This window comes from Jannaschia sp. W003 (assembly GCF_025144335.1).
In the GTDB taxonomy this organism is placed as follows: domain Bacteria; phylum Pseudomonadota; class Alphaproteobacteria; order Rhodobacterales; family Rhodobacteraceae; genus Jannaschia.
The window spans coordinates 2,222,172-2,239,231 of the sequence record NZ_CP083539.1 but is presented as its reverse complement, the minus strand read 5'-3'; the positions used below and the strand labels follow the sequence as shown (position 1 = coordinate 2,239,231).

16 protein-coding genes are annotated in these 17,060 nt (G+C 73.5%); 12 read left to right on the top strand and 4 right to left on the bottom strand.

What is annotated here, in order from left to right:
• The first annotated feature begins 69 nt into the window (after positions 1–69).
• Positions 70–525 carry a type II toxin-antitoxin system RatA family toxin gene (locus tag K3554_RS10930; RefSeq protein ID WP_259940152.1) on the top strand — a complete coding sequence of 152 codons (456 nt, stop codon included), beginning with the start codon at positions 70–72 and terminating at the stop codon, positions 523–525.
• On the top strand, positions 522–1,727 hold the full coding sequence (locus tag K3554_RS10925) for an MmgE/PrpD family protein (RefSeq protein ID WP_259940150.1): 1,206 nt from the start codon (positions 522–524) through the stop codon (positions 1,725–1,727). The genes K3554_RS10930 and K3554_RS10925 overlap by 4 nt, the downstream gene beginning before the upstream one ends.
• On the opposite strand, the gene K3554_RS10920 is transcribed toward K3554_RS10925, so the two are convergent.
• Genes K3554_RS10920 through K3554_RS10910 form a run of 3 tightly spaced genes read right to left on the bottom strand, consistent with a single transcriptional unit; the run spans position 1,703 to position 3,761 of the window.
• The gene (locus K3554_RS10920) at positions 1,703–2,179 is read right to left on the bottom strand and encodes a CinA family protein (RefSeq protein ID WP_409197352.1); all 477 of its coding nucleotides are present in this window, start codon (positions 2,177–2,179) and stop codon (positions 1,703–1,705) included. The two genes, K3554_RS10925 and K3554_RS10920, sit on opposite strands and share 25 nt — an antisense overlap.
• Entirely contained in the window at positions 2,176–2,664 is a 489-nt protein-coding gene (locus K3554_RS10915; protein WP_259940146.1) for a phosphatidylglycerophosphatase A, read from the bottom strand. Before K3554_RS10915 ends, K3554_RS10920 begins: the two co-directional genes overlap by 4 nt.
• Positions 2,661–3,761 (bottom strand): bifunctional 2-C-methyl-D-erythritol 4-phosphate cytidylyltransferase/2-C-methyl-D-erythritol 2,4-cyclodiphosphate synthase, encoded by a 1,101-nt coding sequence (locus K3554_RS10910; protein WP_409197351.1) that lies wholly within the window; start codon positions 3,759–3,761, stop codon positions 2,661–2,663. Before K3554_RS10910 ends, K3554_RS10915 begins: the two co-directional genes overlap by 4 nt.
• 168 nt (positions 3,762–3,929) lie before the next feature.
• Here K3554_RS10910 and dusB point away from each other — a divergent pair, with 168 nt between their 5' ends.
• The 5 genes from dusB to K3554_RS10885 all read left to right on the top strand — a co-directional run bounded on the left by dusB (position 3,930) and on the right by K3554_RS10885 (position 11,092).
• Complete coding sequence (gene dusB / locus K3554_RS10905; RefSeq protein ID WP_259940142.1) at positions 3,930–4,919, top strand: tRNA dihydrouridine synthase DusB; 990 nt, start codon at positions 3,930–3,932, stop codon at positions 4,917–4,919.
• A complete protein-coding gene (locus K3554_RS10900) occupies positions 4,916–5,971 on the top strand; it encodes a nitrogen regulation protein NR(II) (protein ID WP_259940140.1) in 1,056 nt (351 codons plus the stop codon). Before dusB ends, K3554_RS10900 begins: the two co-directional genes overlap by 4 nt.
• Before the next feature lie 8 nt (positions 5,972–5,979).
• Positions 5,980–7,380, top strand: coding sequence for a sigma-54 dependent transcriptional regulator (locus K3554_RS10895; RefSeq protein WP_259940139.1), 1,401 nt, complete (start codon positions 5,980–5,982; stop codon positions 7,378–7,380).
• A gap of 98 nt (positions 7,381–7,478) precedes the next feature.
• Positions 7,479–9,695 (top strand): ATP-binding protein, encoded by a 2,217-nt coding sequence (locus K3554_RS10890; protein WP_409197311.1) that lies wholly within the window; start codon positions 7,479–7,481, stop codon positions 9,693–9,695.
• Between the two features lie 2 nt (positions 9,696–9,697).
• Positions 9,698–11,092 (top strand): sigma-54 dependent transcriptional regulator, encoded by a 1,395-nt coding sequence (locus K3554_RS10885; protein WP_259940138.1) that lies wholly within the window; start codon positions 9,698–9,700, stop codon positions 11,090–11,092.
• Between the two features lie 88 nt (positions 11,093–11,180).
• Here K3554_RS10885 and K3554_RS10880 read toward each other — a convergent pair whose 3' ends face one another.
• Positions 11,181–11,675 carry a hypothetical protein gene (locus tag K3554_RS10880; protein WP_259940137.1) on the bottom strand — a complete coding sequence of 165 codons (495 nt, stop codon included), beginning with the start codon at positions 11,673–11,675 and terminating at the stop codon, positions 11,181–11,183.
• A gap of 151 nt (positions 11,676–11,826) precedes the next feature.
• Between K3554_RS10880 and trkA the strand changes: the two genes are divergently transcribed.
• The 5 genes from trkA to K3554_RS10855 all read left to right on the top strand — a co-directional run bounded on the left by trkA (position 11,827) and on the right by K3554_RS10855 (position 17,049).
• Positions 11,827–13,209 carry a Trk system potassium transporter TrkA gene (trkA, locus tag K3554_RS10875; protein ID WP_259940135.1) on the top strand — a complete coding sequence of 461 codons (1,383 nt, stop codon included), beginning with the start codon at positions 11,827–11,829 and terminating at the stop codon, positions 13,207–13,209.
• A gap of 1 nt (position 13,210) precedes the next feature.
• Complete coding sequence (locus tag K3554_RS10870; protein WP_259940133.1) at positions 13,211–14,704, top strand: potassium transporter TrkG; 1,494 nt, start codon at positions 13,211–13,213, stop codon at positions 14,702–14,704.
• Positions 14,705–14,832: 128 nt separating this feature from the next.
• The gene (hfq, locus tag K3554_RS10865) at positions 14,833–15,072 is read left to right on the top strand and encodes an RNA chaperone Hfq (protein WP_259940132.1); all 240 of its coding nucleotides are present in this window, start codon (positions 14,833–14,835) and stop codon (positions 15,070–15,072) included.
• A gap of 37 nt (positions 15,073–15,109) precedes the next feature.
• On the top strand, positions 15,110–16,408 hold the full coding sequence (hflX, locus tag K3554_RS10860) for a GTPase HflX (RefSeq protein ID WP_259945895.1): 1,299 nt from the start codon (positions 15,110–15,112) through the stop codon (positions 16,406–16,408).
• 83 nt (positions 16,409–16,491) lie between these two features.
• Positions 16,492–17,049: a YSC84-related protein gene (locus K3554_RS10855; protein ID WP_259940131.1), complete on the top strand. Its 558-nt coding sequence runs from the start codon at positions 16,492–16,494 to the stop codon at positions 17,047–17,049.
• Positions 17,050–17,060: the final 11 nt, after the last annotated feature.

Here is a 17,060-nt window from a genome sequence, read left to right as displayed (position 1 = left end):
TCTCCGCCTCGACAGCGGGATCGAACCGCGCGAAGACGCGTTCGACCCGAGAGGCCGCCGGGAGAGAACATGCCACGACACTCCGAGACCCGCGTGCTGCCCTACACGGCGGCGCAGATGTACGACCTCGTCGCGGACGTGGAGCGATACCCCGAGTTCCTGCCCTGGACCGGCGCCGCGCGCATCCGCTCGCGCAAGCCGCGCGGCGACGGGGAGGTGCTGCTCGCCGACCTCGTGATCTCGTTCAAGGTGTTCCGCGAGAGCTTCGGCAGCGAGGTGACGCTCCACCCCGACGAGCGCCGCATCGAGACGCGCTACATCGACGGCCCGTTCCGCCACCTCCAGTCCGAATGGCGCTTCGAGGACGTGGAAGGCGGATGCCGCGTCTCGTTCTGGGTCGACTTCGAGTTCCGCAACCGCATCCTCGGGCGCGTCATCGGCACCGTGTTCGACGAGGCCATGCGCCGTGTGGTCGCCGCCTTCGAGCGCCGCGCGCGCCAGCTTTACGGACCCGAGGCGGCGTGATCCTCCGCGCGCTCCTGGATGCGCCGGGCGGCGACCCCGAGGGGCGCGCGATGCTGCGCCTGTCGATCCTGGACTGGACCGCATGCGCCCTCGCCGGCGTGGCGGAGCCCTCGGCCCGCGCCGCCCGCGCGCTGGCCGATCCGGGCGCGGCGGCCCTCGTCGGCGGCGGCGCGGCCACGCCCGCCCGCGCGGCCCTCTTCAACGCCACCGCCGGGCACGCGCTCGATTACGACGACACCCACTTCGACCACGTGGGCCACGTCAGCACCGTGGTTCTGCCCGCCGCCCTCGCGCTGGCGGGCGACTGGGAAACGTTCGAGGCCGCCGCCCTCGCGGGTGCCGAGGGCGCCGTGCGGATGGGCGTCTGGCTCGGCCGCGCGCACTACGACGCTGGCTTCCACGGCACCGCTACCGCCGGCGCCTTCGGCGCCACCCTCGCGGCCGCCCGTTGCTTGGGGCTGGACCGGGAGCGCACCGCCCACGCGCTCGGCCTCTGCGCCACCCGCGCGTCGGGCCTGAAGTCGCAGTTCGGCACCGACGGCAAGCCGCTCAACGCCGGGCTGGCCGCCTCGGCAGGCGTGGACTGCGCCGCGCTCGCCGCCGCCGGGGCCGGCTCCGCGAGGGACGCGCTCGACGGCCCGCAGGGCTTCGGCGCGACCCACGCGGGCGAGGGGGCGCGGGTCCCCGACGCGCCACGCTTCCACCTTGTAAGCCACAAGCTCCACGCCTGCTGCCACGGCCTCCACGCCGCCTTGGAAGCCGTGCGCGCCCACGCGGGCCCCGTGGACGCGATCGAGGTCACCACCCACCCCCGCTGGCTCCGCGTCTGCGACCAGCGGTCCCCCGACACCGGCCTCGGCGCGAAGTTCTCGTACCGCCACGCGCTGGCCCTCGCCGCCCTCGGCCATGATACCGCCGACCCGGCGACCTTCTCGGACGCGCTCGCCCGCGACGCGGCGGCCGTCGCTCTGCGCGAACACGTCACCGTCGTCACCGACCCCGCGCTGCCCGACACCGCCGCCCGCGTCCGCGCGGGCGACCGCGTCACCGCGCACGACCTCGCCGAGCCGATGGACCGGGACGCCCTGCGCGCGCGGCTGATGGGCAAGGCCCGCCTTCTGATCGGAGACCTCGCCGACACCGTGCAGGCCGCGATCGACGCCCGCGACCTCGCCGCCTACCGCGCCGCCATCACCGCCTGAGCCAGCAGCCCCAGAGCATGGTCGCGCGCCGCCCGGCGCACCGCGTCGCGCCCCAGCGCGCCGAAGTCCACCGTCTCCGCCACAACCCCGTCCGCCGTGGCCAGCCCGAAGCACACCCGCCCCACGGGCTTCGCCTCGGTCCCGCCGTCCGGCCCGGCGATGCCGGTCACGCCAACCGCCACGTCGGCCCCCGAGCGGGCCCGCGCGCCCGCCGCCATCTCGCGCGCCACCGCCTCGGATACGGCGCCGTGCCGGTCCAGAGTGTCGCCCGACACCCCCAGCAGGAGCCGCTTGGCCTCGTTCGAGTAGGTCACGACGCCCCAATCGAACGCCGCCGAAGCGCCCGGCGGATCGGTCAGGGCCGCCGCCACCATGCCGCCGGTACAGCTCTCGGCGGTCGCCAGCTTCAGCCCCCGCGAGCGCGCCGCGAGCACGAGGTCGGCGGCGCTCAGATCCATGCGTGCGCCACGCCCGCCAGCACCACCACGCCCACGGCCGCCATCGCGCCCGCCACCGCGTCATCGAACAGCACCCCCGCCACGTCGTTGCGGCGGTCCAGCCAGCCCACGGGGCCGGGCTTCAGGATGTCGAACAGCCGGAACAGCGCGAACGCCGCGATCCAGCCGGGCCAGAGCGCCAGCACCGGCACGCCCGCTTGCGCCGCGCCCCAAGCAACAGGCAGCAGCGCGATCCACATGCCCAGCAGCTCGTCGATCACCACCATGCCGGGGTCGTGGTCCGCCATGCCCCGCGTCGTCTCGCGGATCGACCACCAGCCGAGCGGCACCACCAGCGCCGTCAGCACCGTGAACAGCACCGGCCCGCCCTGCATGGCGAGCCAGCCGAGGGGCAGGGCGGCCAGCGTCCCCCAGGTGCCCGGCGCGGGGCGCAGGAGGCCCGACCCGAACACCGTGGCGACCATGCGCGCGGCGGTCATCGGACCACCGTCGCGGTGGCCTGCGCCGCGATCCCCTCGCCGCGCCCGGCGAAGCCGAGCCGCTCGGTCGTGGTCGCCTTCACGCTTACGCGCGCCACGTCCATTCCGGCGATCTCCGCCACCCGCGCGCGCATCGCCTCGGCGTGCGGGCCGATCTTCGGATGCTCGCAGATCAGCGTCACGTCGAGCGCGGTGATGCGGAAGCCCCGCGCCTCGGCCAGCCGCGCGGCGTGACGGAGGAAGCGCGCGCTGTCGGCGTCCTTCCACGCGTCCTCCGAGGGCGGGAAGTGCCGCCCGATGTCGCCCTCGCCCATTGCCCCGTAGAGCGCGTCGCACAGCACGTGTAGCCCCACGTCGGCGTCGGAATGGCCCTGCAACCCGCGCCCGTGGGGCACCCGCACGCCGCACAAGGTGACGTGGTCGCCCGGCCCGAAGCGATGGACGTCGAAGCCGTTGCCCACCCGCACGTCCGGCCCCAGCAATCCTTCCGCCCGCGCGAAGTCCTCCGGCCCGGTGATCTTCATGTTCCGCTCGTCTCCCGGCACGATCCGCACCTCCATCCCGGCGGCGCGCGCCACCGCCACGTCGTCGGCCGCGTCCTCCGACGCCCCGGCATGGGCGGCGCGCAGCCGGTCCGTGCGGAACCCCTGCGGCGTCTGCGCCCGCCACAGCCCCTCGCGCGGGACGGCGGCCTCGACCGCCCCCGCACCGCGCCACAGCGCGTCCGTGACCGCAAGCCCCGGCGCCGCGGCCTCGGCGCCACCTTCCAGCGCCGCCACCACCCGCTCGATCACCGCACGGGGCAAGAGGGGCCGCGCGCCGTCGTGGATCAGCACGTAGGGCGTTTCGACCGCCGCCAGCCCCGCCGCGACGGACGCGGCGCGCGTGGCTCCGCCCTCGACGACGCGGGCGTCCGGGAACGCGGCCTCGGCCCGCACGCGCTCCTCGGGGTGGACGACCAGCACCACCGGCATCCCCCGGAACGCCGCGACCGCGTGCGCAAGCACCGTCCGCCCCCCGAGCATCCGCCACTGCTTCGGCGGCCCGCCCGCGCGGGTGCCGCGGCCGGCGGCGACGAGAAGGGCGGTACAGTCGATCATGGAACCTCGCGGGAACGCGCCGGGCCGGTCTACGCAGACCGGCGCCGGGCAGCAATCGGGCAGGGGGCTGGCGCACTGCTCAAAAATTAGGCAAACGCCGCCTCGCATCCGTGCAAGCCTCGCGATCCATCCCGTCCCGCTCCGGCCACACCTATGGTGCCCCCCATGACCGACGCCGCGCCCCTTCCGCTCGACTCCCGCCTGGCGGCGCTGGGACTGCGCGCGCCGGTGACGCTGGCGCCCATGGCGGGCATCACCGACCGGCCCTTCCGCGACCTCGTGCGCCGCTTCGGCGCCGGCCTGGTGGTGTCAGAGATGGTGGCGAGCCGCGAGATGGTGGAGGCCAAGCCCTCGGTCCGCGCCCGCGCCGAGCTGGGCGGCGGCGCCGAGGGCGCCGCGGTGCAGATCGCCGGCCGCGACGCGCACTGGATGGCCGAGGCGGCGCGCATGGTCGCGGGCGAGGGCGCGCGCGTCATCGACATCAACATGGGCTGCCCGGCCAAGAAGGTGACGGGCGGCCTGTCCGGCTCCGCGCTTCTGCGCGACCACGACCACGCGCTGCGGCTGATCGAGGCCGTGGTCGGGGCCGTCGACGTGCCCGTGACGCTCAAGACCCGCCTCGGCTGGGACGACGAAAGCCGCGACACCGCCGCGCTCGCCCGCCGGGCCGAGGCCGCCGGGGTGGCGATGCTGGCGATCCACGGCCGCACCCGCTGCCAGTTCTACCGCGGGAAGGCCGACTGGGCCGGGATCCGCCCAATCGTGGACGCCGTCTCGATCCCCGTGCTCGCCAACGGCGACGTCCGCGACCACGCCTCCGCCCGCGAGGCCCTGCGCCTCTCGGGCGCGGCGGGCGTGATGGTGGGCCGCGCCGCCGGGGGCGCCCCTTGGCTGCTGGCCGAGATCGCGGGCAGCCCCGCACCGGCCCCCACCGGCGCCGCGCTCGCCGCCCTCGCGGTCGAGCACCTCGACGCTTCCATGCGCTTCTACGGCGAAGCCTTGGGCGCCCGCGTCGCGCGCAAGCACCTCGGCTGGTACATGGACCGTGCCGCCACGCCCCCCGCCGTGCGCCGCCGCGTCCTCACCGCCGCGCCCCGCGACGCCGCCGCACTCCTGTGGGACGCCCTCGCGCCCGCCGAGGCGCGCGCCGCATGAGCCCCCACGCCGACGTCTGGAACGCGCTGCCCCTGCCGGCGGTGTCGCTGGACGCCGGCGGGCGCATCGAGACCGCCAACGCCGCCGCCGAGACCTTCCTGAACCGCGCCCAGCGCGCCCTCGCGGGGCGCGAGGCGGACGCCGCGCTCGGCGTGGAGGGCGGCCTCGGCACGGCCCTCGAAAGGGTCCGCCGCACCGAGGCGCCGCTCACGCTGCACGACGCCCGCATGGCGCCCCCCGGCGTGACCCCGCAGCGCTGCGACCTCCACGTGGCCCCGAACGACGACGGCTTCGTGGTCCTCATGGCCCCTGGCGACGTCTCGGGCCGGCTCTCCGGCACCCGCGACACCCGGGGCGCCGCGCGCTCCGCGGTGGGCATGGCCGAGATGCTGGCCCACGAGATCAAGAACCCGCTCGCCGGCATCACCGGGGCCGCCCAGCTCCTCGGCATGGGGCTGGAGGGCGAGGACCGCGAGCTCACGGACCTCATCGTCGCCGAGAGCCGCCGCATCGTCTCGCTGCTCGAGGAGGTGGAGCGCTTCGGCGACCTCTCGCCCCCCGACCTGCGGCCCGTGAACCTCCACGACGTGCTCGACCGCGCCCGCCGCTCCGCCGCCGTGGGCTTCGCCGCCCACATGGAGATCGAGGAGCGCTACGACCCTTCGCTGCCCTTCGCCTGGGCCGACCCCGACCGCCTCCTGCAGGTCGCGCTGAACCTCCTCAAGAACGCCGCCGAGGCCGGCGCGCAGGGCGGGCGCATCACGCTGCGCACCTACTACGACCCGGGCTACCGCGTCCGCCGCCCCGACCGCTGCGTGCCCGTGCCCCTGCAGGTCGAGATCGCCGACGACGGCCCCGGCATCCCCGAGGACATCCGCGCCACGATGTTCGAGCCCTTCGTGTCGGGCCGCGAGAACGGCACCGGCCTCGGGCTCGCCCTCGTGGCCAAGATCATGGCCGAACACGACGGCCTCGTCGCCCTCGAGAGCCGCCCCGGACGCACCGCCTTCCGCCTGTCGCTGCCCATGCCGCCGCGCACCCCGAACCCCTAGAGGCCCCCATGGACGGAACCATCCTCGTCGCCGACGACGACCGCACCATCCGCACCGTGCTGACCCAGGCGCTGACCCGCGCCGGCTGCAAGGTCCACGCCACCGCGTCGCTCGGCACGCTCATGCGCTGGGTCGACGAGGGCAAGGGCGACCTCGTGATCTCGGACGTGGTCATGCCCGACGGCAACGGGCTGGAGACGCTGCCGCAGATCGCGCAGCGGCGACCCGGCATGCCGGTGATCGTGATCTCGGCGCAGAACACCATCACCACCGCGATCCGCGCCGCCGAGGCCGAGGCCTACGACTACCTGCCCAAGCCCTTCGACCTGCCCGACCTGATGCGCCGCGCCGCCCGCGCCCTAGGCGAGAAGCGGCGCCCCGCCGCCGCCGCGCCCGCCGCGCAGCCCGCCGCCGAAGCGGCCCCCGCCGCCCCCGCGGCGGCGCCCGCGGACGACCTGCCCCTCGTGGGGCGCACGCCGCGGATGCAGGCGCTCTACCGGCTGGTGGCCCGCGTCATGAACACCGACCTCCCTCTGGTCGTCACCGGCGAGTCCGGCACCGGCAAGAGTCTCGTGGCCCGCGCCGTGCACGACTTCTCAGACCGGCGCGCGCAGCCGTTCACGGTGGTCTCCGCGCTCGACTTCGCCGCGCCCGGAACCGCCGCCGACCTCCTCGACCGGGCGCGGGGGGGCACCATCGTGGTGGACGAGGTGGCCGACCTCGACGCCGAGGCGCAGGGCCGCCTCGCGCGCCTGCTCGACGCCGCCTCGGGCGAGGGCGGCCCCCGCATCGTCGCCACCGCGCTCCACGATCCCGTGCCCACCCTCGATCGCCCGGGCGGGCTGCGCTCCGACCTCTGGTACCGCCTCGCCGGCGCCGTGCTGGAGATCCCCGCGCTGCGCGACCGGGTCGAGGACATCCCCCTCCTCGCGAACCACTTCCTGGCCCGCGCCGAGCGCGAGGGCGGCAGCCTTCGGCGCTTCTCGCCCGCGGCCATGGACCGGGTGCGCCGCCATCCCTGGCCCGGCAACGTGCGCCAGCTCGAGAACGCCGTGCGCCGCCTCGTCGCCACCTCGCCGGCCGAGGAGATCGCGCCCGCCGAGCTCGACCTCGCGGTCGGTCCCGCCGCGCCGCCGGGCCCGCAGGCCGAGGCGGCGGGCGATCTGGGCGAATCCGTCGCGCGCCACCTCCAGCGCCACTTCGCGCTGCACCCCGGCGGCCTGCCGCCGGCGGGCCTCTACGGCCGCGTCCTGCGCGAGATCGAGGTGCCGCTGATCGAGATCGCCCTCGACGCCACCGCGGGAAATCAGGCCCGCGCGGCCGATCTTCTTGGAATCAACCGCAATACCCTGCGCAAGAAGATCACCGACCTCGAAATCTCCGTGACACGGCGCCGCAAACTGATGTAGATCGGCCACAGGACGTTGCAGATCGGGCACAACCCCGGCGGGACCGACGTTCGGCGGATAGGCCGGCACCTGCCGGTGGCATTGGGACGAGGCAACATTTGCAGGCTCCGGACACGCCCGAAGCGCTGCCGCGCGGCTTCCTGTGGAGCGGCCGGCGGGGTCTACAGACCGGACTGACGCTCACCCTCGTGGCCGTCGGCCCGGTGCTCGTGATCGTCACCTTCCTCGCCCTGTCGGTGCGCGGCCCGGGGGCGAGCCAGGCCCTCCTGCGCGGAATCCTGCTCGCCGACCTCGTCTACATCGTCGCCATCGCCGGGCTGGTGATCCGCCGCGTGACCCGCATCATCGCCGCGCGCCGGGCCCGCTCCGCCGGCTCACAGCTCTACCTGCGCCTCACCTCCATCTTCACCGGCATCGCGATCATCCCCACGGTGCTGACGGCCGTGTTCGCCACCATCACCATCAACATCGGCCTCGAGGGCTGGTTCTCGGACCGGGTGCGCTCCGCGCTCGGCAATTCGGTCGCCGCCGCCGAGGCCTACGCGCAGGAGCACCGCGACGACCTCGCCGAGGACGCCCGCGCGCTCGCGGGCTATCTCGACATCGCCAAGCAGGCCTCGTTCTTCATGACCGACGGCGACCTGCGGCAGGTGCTGGCCCAGGGGCAGGAGCAGGTGCAGCGCGGGCTGGAGGAGGCGTTCGTGATCGACGGCGCCGGCGAGATCCGCGCCCGCGGCGAATCGAGCTACCTGTTCGACTTCGAGCCCGTCGACGAAGCCCAGCTCGACCGCGCCCGCGAGGGCGGCGTGGTGCTTATCGAGGACCAGGCGATCGACGAGTTCCGCGCCCTCGTGCGCCTCGACAGCTACATCGACCGCTACCTCTACATCACCCGCGACGTGGACGGCGGCATCCTCGAGCTGCTCGACGAGACCACCGCCACGGCCCAGCTCTACCATCAGCTCGAGCAGGACCGCGGGCGCCTCCTGTTCGAGTTCGGCCTCCTCTACCTCGGCTTCGCGATGATCCTGATCCTGGCCGCCACTTGGACCGGCTTGTGGGTGGCCGAGCGCCTCTCGCGCCCCGTGGGCCGACTCACGGGCGCCGCGCAGCGGGTCGGGCAGGGCGACCTCGACGTGCGCGTGCGCGAGGAGCAGGGCGACGACGAGATCGCCATGCTGGGCCGCATCTTCAACCAGATGACCCGCCAGCTGAAGGGCCAGCGCGATGCCCTGGTGGAGACCAACCAGCAGACCGAGCGCCGCCGCCGCCTGTTCGACAGCGTGCTCTCCTCGGTCACCGCCGGCGTGATCGGCCTCGACGAGGCGGGCCGCGTGGACTTCATGAACCGCTCCGCGCTGGAGCTGCTCAATATCGACGCGCCGCCCTACGGCCGCCCCCTGGCGGAGGTGGTGCCCGAGTACGGCGCGCTCCTGGAGCGCCTGCGCGGGCAGGGCGCCCAGACCCTGCAGGAGGAGATCCGCCTCCTGCGCCGCGGCGCCCTCGAGACCCTGCTCGTGCGCATCGCCACCCGCCACGGCTCCGACGGCGCCCCCGAGGGCTACGTGGTCGCCTTCGACGACGTCTCGGAGCTGGTCTCCGCGCAGCGCATGGCCGCCTGGGGCGACGTGGCCCGCCGCATCGCCCACGAGATCAAGAACCCGCTCACCCCCATCCAGCTCTCGGCCGAGCGCGTGAAACGCCGCTTCGGCCGCGAGCTGGGGGAGGAATCGGCCACCAAGCTCGCCGAGCTCACCGACGTGATCGTGCGCCAGACCAACGACCTGCGCCGCATCGTCGACGAGTTCTCGCGCTTCGCCCGCATGCCCGAGCCCGAGCGCCGCCGCCACGACCTCGGCGCGCTCCTGCGCGAGACCGTGACGCTCCAGCGTGCTGCGCTCGATCCGGTCGAGGTCGAGCTGGAGCTTCCCGAGGCGCCCGTCTGGGCGGAGTTCGACGCCACCATGATCGGCCAGGCGTTCACCAACCTCATCAAGAACGCCGGCGAGGCCATCGAGGCGCGGGGCGAGGGCGAGCACCCCCGCCGCGTCACCGTCTCGCTCGCCGAGGAGAACGGCACCGCCACGGTCCGCATCGCCGACACCGGCTGCGGGCTGCCGGAGGACCGGACGCGGCTCTTCGAGCCATACGTGACCACCAGGGCGAAGGGCACCGGACTGGGCCTCGCCATCGTCAAGAAGATCGCCGAGGAGCACGGCGGCACCCTCTCGCTCGAGGATGCCGCCCCGGACGCGACGGGACACCGGGGCGCGGAAGCCGTGATGCGGCTGCCCGCGACCCCAGAGGGAGCATGAAAATGGGCGACATCCTGATCACCGACGACGAGAGCGACATCCGCTCGCTGATCTCGGACATCCTCGAGGACGAGGGCTACCGCACGCGCACCGCCGGCACGGCGACCGAGTGCATGGACGCGCTGCGCGACGAGGAGCCGGCCGTCATGATCCTCGACATCTGGCTGAAGGACAGCGAGATGGACGGCATCGACATCCTGAAGGTCGCGCGCCGCGAGTATCCGGACGTGCCCGTCATCATCATCTCGGGCCACGGCAACATCGAGATCGCGGTCGCCGCCATCAAGCAGGGCGCCTACGACTACATCGAGAAGCCGTTCAACATCGACCAGCTCATGGTGGTGGTCGGCCGCGCCACCGAGACCGCGCGCCTGCGCCGCGAGAACTCCGAGCTGCGCCGCAAGGACGCCGCCTCGGCCGAGATGATCGGCCAGTCGCCCGGCTTCCGCACGCTCGTGTCGAACCTCAAGAAGGTCACCAACTCCAACGCCCGCGTCATGCTGTCGGGGCCCGCCGGGTCGGGCAAGGAGGTGGCCGCCCGCTGGATCCACGCGAACTCCAGCCGCGCCGGCGCGCCCTTCGTCACCGTCAGCAGCGCCTCGATCGAGCCCGAGCGCATGGAGGCCGTGCTGTTCGGCCGCGAGAGCCCCGAGCGCGGCATCGAGCAGGGCCTCCTGGAGCAGGCCCACGAGGGGGTGCTCTACTTCGACGAGGTGGCCGACATGCCCATGGCCACCCAAGGAAAGATCCTGCGGGTGTTGGTGGAGCAGGCGTTCCAGCGCGTGGGCGGCTCCGAGAAGGTGCGCGTGGACCTGCGCGTGCTCTCCTCCACGAACCGCGACCTGGAGGGCGAGATCCGCGCCGGCCGCTTCCGCGAGGAGCTCTTCCACCGCCTCAACGTCGTGCCCGTCGAGGTGCCCGCGCTCGAGGACCGGCGCGAGGACATTCCGGTGCTCGCGGACCACTTCATCAACGCGCTCAACAAGGCCCAAGGCTTGCCGCTCCGCCCCCTGGGCGACGAGACCCGCGCGCTGCTGCAGACCATGCGCTGGCCCGGCAACGTGCGCCAGCTGCGCAACATGATCGAGCGGGTGCTGATCCTGGGCGAGGGCACGGGGCCGATCGAGCCGTCGGAGCTGCCGAACCCCTCCGAGGGCGGCGGCGACACCGGCGACGTGACCTTGTCGGGCTCGCTCGCCTCGCTGCCTCTGCGCGAGGCGCGCGAGCTGTTCGAGCGCCAGTACCTGATGACGCAGATCAACCGCTTCGGCGGTAACATCTCGCGGACGGCCAGCTTCGTGGGCATGGAGCGCTCGGCGCTGCACAGAAAGCTCAAGAGCCTCGGCGTCGTCACCGCCTCGCGCGGCGGCGCGCGGGTGGCCCGGGTGGACACCTAGGGGGAGGGCGCCCCCGGGCGCTTCGGCCCCCACGGTCCGTCATCCCCGGGTCGGGCCCGGGGATGACGGGCCGGGCGGCGAACGCCCCTCAGACCGGCTCGGCGATCACCTCGCCCCGGGCCACGCACAGCCCCGTGGTGTCGAACGGGTGGCTCTGCAGCGCCCGCGCGGGACCGGTGCAGCGGGGTAGGGTGGTCAGACCGTAGCCCTTGGCCCCCATGCAGGCCCCGATCGCCTCGCCGCGCAGGGGCGCGTTGCGGTCCACCCGCGCCGTGGGGAAGCGCTCGTAGCCCAGCGGCCCGACGCGCGCGCCGATGCCGCCGCCCAGTCCCTGGCTGGCGCCGACGCAGACGCGGCCCGAGCACCGGCTCACGCCCACCGAGATCGTGGGCTGCACCGAGACCGGGACCGACCGCCGCGGCACGGCGCGCCGCGCCTCCTCGCGGCAGATCGCCACGTCCTCCAGCGCCTGCCGCGCCGAGACCGAGGGCTTGAGGTAGACCGGCACGGGCGGCCCGGCGGCGGGGGCGCCCGCGCAGGCGGCGAGGGCAAGAAGGGCGGGGAGGGTGGCGATGCGTCTCATGCCGCAACCCTAGCGACGGCGCGCCGCACTGCAAGATATCTCGCGCCGTCAGCGACTTGCGCCGGCCGCCCCCGGCGCGCTCCCCGTTCGATTGACCCCCCCGCGCCCCCGCTCTAGGAAAGCGGGTCGGGAAACGGCGCGGGGCGCGTGCATGAAGGTCATCATCTGCGGCGCGGGCCAGGTCGGCTGGCAGATCGCCCGCCACCTCTCGGGCGAGCGCAACGACGTCACCGTGGTCGACAACGACCCCGACCTCGTGCACCGCGCCACCGACACGCTCGACGTGCAGGGCATTACCGGCTTCGCCTCCTACCCGGACGTGCTGGAGCGGGCAGGCGCCGAGGACGCCGACATGCTGATCGCCGCCACCCATTCCGACGAGGTCAACATGGTCACCTGCCAGGTGGCCCACTCGGTGTTCACGGTGCCGCGCAAGATCGCGCGCCTGCGCGCCCAGAGCTACCTCGCCGCCATGCGCGCCGACCTCTACCGCCGCGACCACATGCCCATCGACGTGGTGATCTCGCCCGAGCGCGAGGTGGCCCAGGCCGCGCTGCGCCGGCTGCGCGCGCCCGAGGCCTTCGACGTCGAGAGCTTCATGGACGGGCAGGCCCAGCTCATCGGCCTCCTGCTCGGCGAGGACTGCCCCGTTCTCGACACGCCGCTGCGCCAGCTCTCGGAGCTGTTCTCGACCTTGCGCGCCGTCGTGGTCGGCGTGCGCCGCCGCGGCAAGCGCCTCTTCGCCCCCGAGCCGGGCGACCAGCTCTACGCGGGCGACCAGATCTACGTGATGTGCCACGAGGCCGACCTCGCCCGCACCCAGGAGATCTTCGGCAAGGACGTCCGCAAGCAGGAGCGCGTGGTCATCATCGGCGGCGGCAACGTCGGCCTCGCCGTGGCGCTGGCGCTGGAGGAGGCGCCCGACCGCATCCGCGCCAAGATGATCGAGAAGAACCGCCAGTCCGCCGAGCGCGCCGCCGAGGCGCTGGAGCGCACCATCGTGCTGTCGGGCGACGGCCTCGACATGGAGCTGCTGCGCGAGGCCTCGATCGACCGCGCGGATGCGGTGCTCTGCGTCACCGACGACGACAAGACCAACATGCTCGCCGCGGTGCGTGCCAAGGCGAGCGGATGCCCCAAGACCATCGCGCTCATCAACGACCCCACGCTGGTGCCATTGATGGAGCCTCTGCGCATCGACGCCTACATCAACCCCCGCCAGACCACGGTGTCCTCGATCCTGCGCCACGTGCGCCACGGCCGGGTGCGCAACGTCTACTCCGTGGGCGACGCCGAGGCCGAGATCATCGAGGCGCAGGTCATGGGCACCTCGCCCCTCTCGGGCCGCACCATCTCCGCCGTCGGCTTCCCCGAGGGCGCCCTCGTCGGCGCCATCCGCAAGCGCGGCGGCGCCGTCGAGAAGCCCACCGGCTCCACCCGCATCGAGGAGGGCGACACCGTGGTCATCTTCGCGCTCGCCGACGACGTCCCCGAGGTGGAGCGTCTCCTCCAGGTGCAGGTGGACTTCTTCTGACGTGGAGCGCCTCGAACGCCTCCCCCTCCTGGTCGCCCTCGCGGCGGTGCTCACGCTGTCCATGCCGGTGCCCGCGCTCCACGCCCTCGCGCGCGACGCCCACGAGGAGGCCCGCGCCTTCTTCTACTGGACGCTCATCTCCGGCGCCCTGATCGCCGCGGTCGCCCTCGCCACCATGCGCACCCGGCGCGGCAGCATCGCCCGCTCGCACCTCCTGGCCCTCGTCGGCACCTACGTCCTGCTGCCCGCCCTCGCGCTCCAGCCCATGCGGGAGGTGATCCGCGACACCTCCACCCTCAACCTCTACCTCGAGATGACCGCCGCCCTCACCACCACGGGCGGCACCCTCTACGACCCCGACCGCCTGTCGCCCACGCTCCACCTCTGGCGCGCCCTCGTCGCCTGGGAGGGCGGCCTCCTCGTCTGGGTCGGCGCCGCTGCCATCCTCGCGCCCATCCGCCTGGGCGGCTTCGAGGTCACGTGGTCGCCCCGCACCGGCCAGTCCGCGCGCCTCTCCTCGCTGATCCAGGAGGCGCTGCCGTCCCAGCGCATCGCCCGCTACGCCGCGCAGCTCACCCCCATCTACGCCGGCCTCACGCTCGCCTTATGGATGATGCTCGCGGCCAGCGGCATGGATCCCACCGAGGCCGCGATCCGCGCCATGTCCACGCTCTCCACCTCCGGCATCGTCGGCAACGACGAGCCCTTCGGCCCCTGGGGCGAGATCGCGGTCTTCGCGTTCCTCTTCTTCGCCGTCTCGCGTCTGACCTTCGCCACCGACCTGCACCGCGAGCAGGTGCAGCGTCTCGTGGCCGACCGCGAGCTGCGCCTCGCCGTCGCCATCGTGCTCGCCGTCCCGACGCTCCTGTTCCTGCGCCACTGGATCGGCGCCTTCGAGGTGCGCGGCGGCGAGAACCTCGCCGAGGCGGTCAAGGCCTACTGGGGCGCCACCTTCACCGTGCTCAGCTTCCTGACCACCACAGGCTTCGAGTCGGGCGGCTGGATCGAGGCCCGCGCCTGGTCCGGGCTCGAGACGCCCGCCGTGCTCCTCGTCGGCCTCGCCATGTTCGGCGGCGGCGTCGCCACGACCGCGGGCGGCGTGAAGCTCCTGCGCGTCTATGCCCTCTACGCCCACGGGCGCCGCGAGATGGCGCTCTTGGTCCACCCGCACTCGGTCGGCTCCCACGCGCCGCAGTCGGGCCACCTGCCGGCGCGCGGGGTCGAGGCGGCCTGGGTCTTCTTCATGCTCTTCGCCACGTCGATCGCCGTCGTCACGCTCCTGCTCGGGCTGACCGAGCTGGATTTCCGCGAATCCATCGTCCTCGCCTCCGCCGTGCTGACCTTGTGCGGCCCCCTCGCCACCATCGCGCTGGAGGGCGGCACCGCCGCCGTGTCCGACCCCGCCAAGGTGATCCTGTGCGCCGCGATGCTCGTGGGCCGGCTGGAGGCGCTGGCGCTGATCGCGCTGTTCAACCCCGATTTCTGGCGAAAGTAGGCGCAAGCGGGCACCATTCGGGCCGAAACGCGCGATTCGGCACTGGAAACCGTGCGGCCCCCCCCGCATAACGATCCGGACCAACGGGAAAGACGGCCCGGTCAAGGGCCGCACGCAAGGAACGACTCATGGCCTCGGACAAGCAGAACCTCCAGGACGCCTTCCTCAATCATGTCCGCAAGACGAAGGTGCCGGTCACGATCTTCCTCATCAACGGCGTGAAGCTTCAGGGCGTGATCACCTGGTTCGACAACTTTTGCGTGCTCCTGCGCCGCGACGGTCAGTCCCAGCTCGTCTACAAGCACGCCATCTCCACCGTGATGCCCTCGCAGCCCATCTCGCTCTACAACGGCGACGACGCTGCCTGAGGCCTTCGACACCGCGGCCCGGCCGACCCGCGCGCTGATCCTGCATCCCGACACGCGGGGCGCCGACCGCTCGGGCCGCGACCCGCGCCTGGCACTCGCCGAGGCCGTCAGCCTCGCCCACGCGCTTCCGGGGCTGGAGGTCGTGGGCGACGAGGTGGTGCGTCTGCCGCGCCCCCATCCCGGCCGCCTGTTCGGCTCCGGCAAGCTGGAAGAACTTGGCCGCCGCATCGAGGCGGACGAGGTCGAGCTGGTGCTGATCGACGGCAACGTCAGCCCCGTGCAGCAGCGCAACCTGGAGAAGGCCTGGAAGGTCAAGCTCCTGGACCGCACCTCGCTCATCCTCGAGATCTTCGCCGACCGCGCCGCCACCCGCGAGGGCGTGCTGCAGGTGGAGCTGGCCGCCCTCAGCTACCAGCGCACCCGCCTCGTGCGCGCCTGGACGCACCTGGAGCGCCAGCGCGGCGGCCTCGGCTTCGTGGGCGGCCCCGGCGAGACCCAGATCGAGGCCGACCGACGCGCCATCGACGAGCAGATCGTCCGCATCCGCAAGCAGCTCGAGAAGGTCACCCGCACCCGCGAGCTGCACCGCGCCGCGCGCGCCAAGGTGCCGTACCCCGTCGTGGCCTTCGTGGGCTACACCAACGCCGGCAAGTCCACGCTCTTCAACCGCCTCACCGGCGCCGAGGTCATGGCCGCGGACATGCTGTTCGCCACGCTCGATCCGACCATGCGCGCCGTGAAGCTGAACACCGGCGGCACCCGCGACGCCCTCGACGTGATCCTCTCGGACACGGTGGGCTTCATCTCGGACCTGCCCACCCAGCTCGTCGCCGCCTTCCGCGCCACCCTCGAGGAGGTGCTGGAGGCGGACCTGATCCTCCACGTCCGCGACATCTCGCATCCCGAAAGCGAGGCGCAGGCCCGCGACGTGGAGACGATCATGGAAGCGCTCGGCGTGGGCGCCGACGTGCCCAAGCTGGAGCTGTGGAACAAGCTCGACGCGCTCGCCCCCGAGGAGCGGGCCGTGGCCGAGAACCGCGCGGGACGCGACGATGCGGTGTACCTCGCCTCGGCCCTGACCGGCGAGGGGCTCGACGCCGTGCTCGCCGAGATCGCGGAGCGCCTGTCGGCCTCCATGGTCGAGGGCACCGTCGCGCTGCCCTTCGCGGCCGGCGCCGCGCGCGCATGGCTGCACGAGGCGGGCGTGGTCACGGGCGAGCGGCAGGGCGAGGAGGGCTTCGCGCTGCGCGTCCGCTGGACCGCCCGTCAGGCCGAGCACTTCGCCCGGCGATTCCCGGATGACACACCCGAGGCCGCGCGCGCCCCGGAGGCGTGACAGGGCAGGGGGCCGCGCGCTAGTCTCGCCGGCGTCGAAGGGGCACCAGACCCCGGACCGAGCAGACAGACACAGGTGACCCCATGACCGCACTCTCGCGTCGCCGCTTCCTCGCGGCCGCATCCGCCCCGCTGGCCCTCGCGGCCTGCGGCAACGGCGTCGGCTCCAACGGCGCGGGCCGCATCGACGCCCGCACCGACGCCGCCTTCTCCTTCATGTACCGGGAGCTTCCCGAGACGCGGACCCTCGCCGACAAGTCCGTGGGCGTGCTGATGCTGCCCCTCGTGACCGAGGCCGGCGTCGGCCTCGGCGGGGCCTTCGGCCGCGGTGCGCTGCGCGTCGACGACGCGACCGTCGACTACTACTCGGTGGCCAACGCCTCCGTTGGACTCCAGCTCGGGGCGCAGCAGTACAGCCACGCGCTGTTCTTCATGACCGAGCGCGCGCTGTCGGACTTCCGCACCTCGCGCGGCTGGGTGGCCGGCGCCGACCTGGAGTACGCGATGGCGTCCCGCACCGGCGCGCTGACCACCGACACGACCACGCTCCTGACCCCGGTGGTCGCCGTGGTGTTCGGCCAGGCCGGCCTGATCGCGGGCGCCACCATCGAGGGCCAGAAGTACACCCGCATCCTGCCCTAGGGGCGACGCGC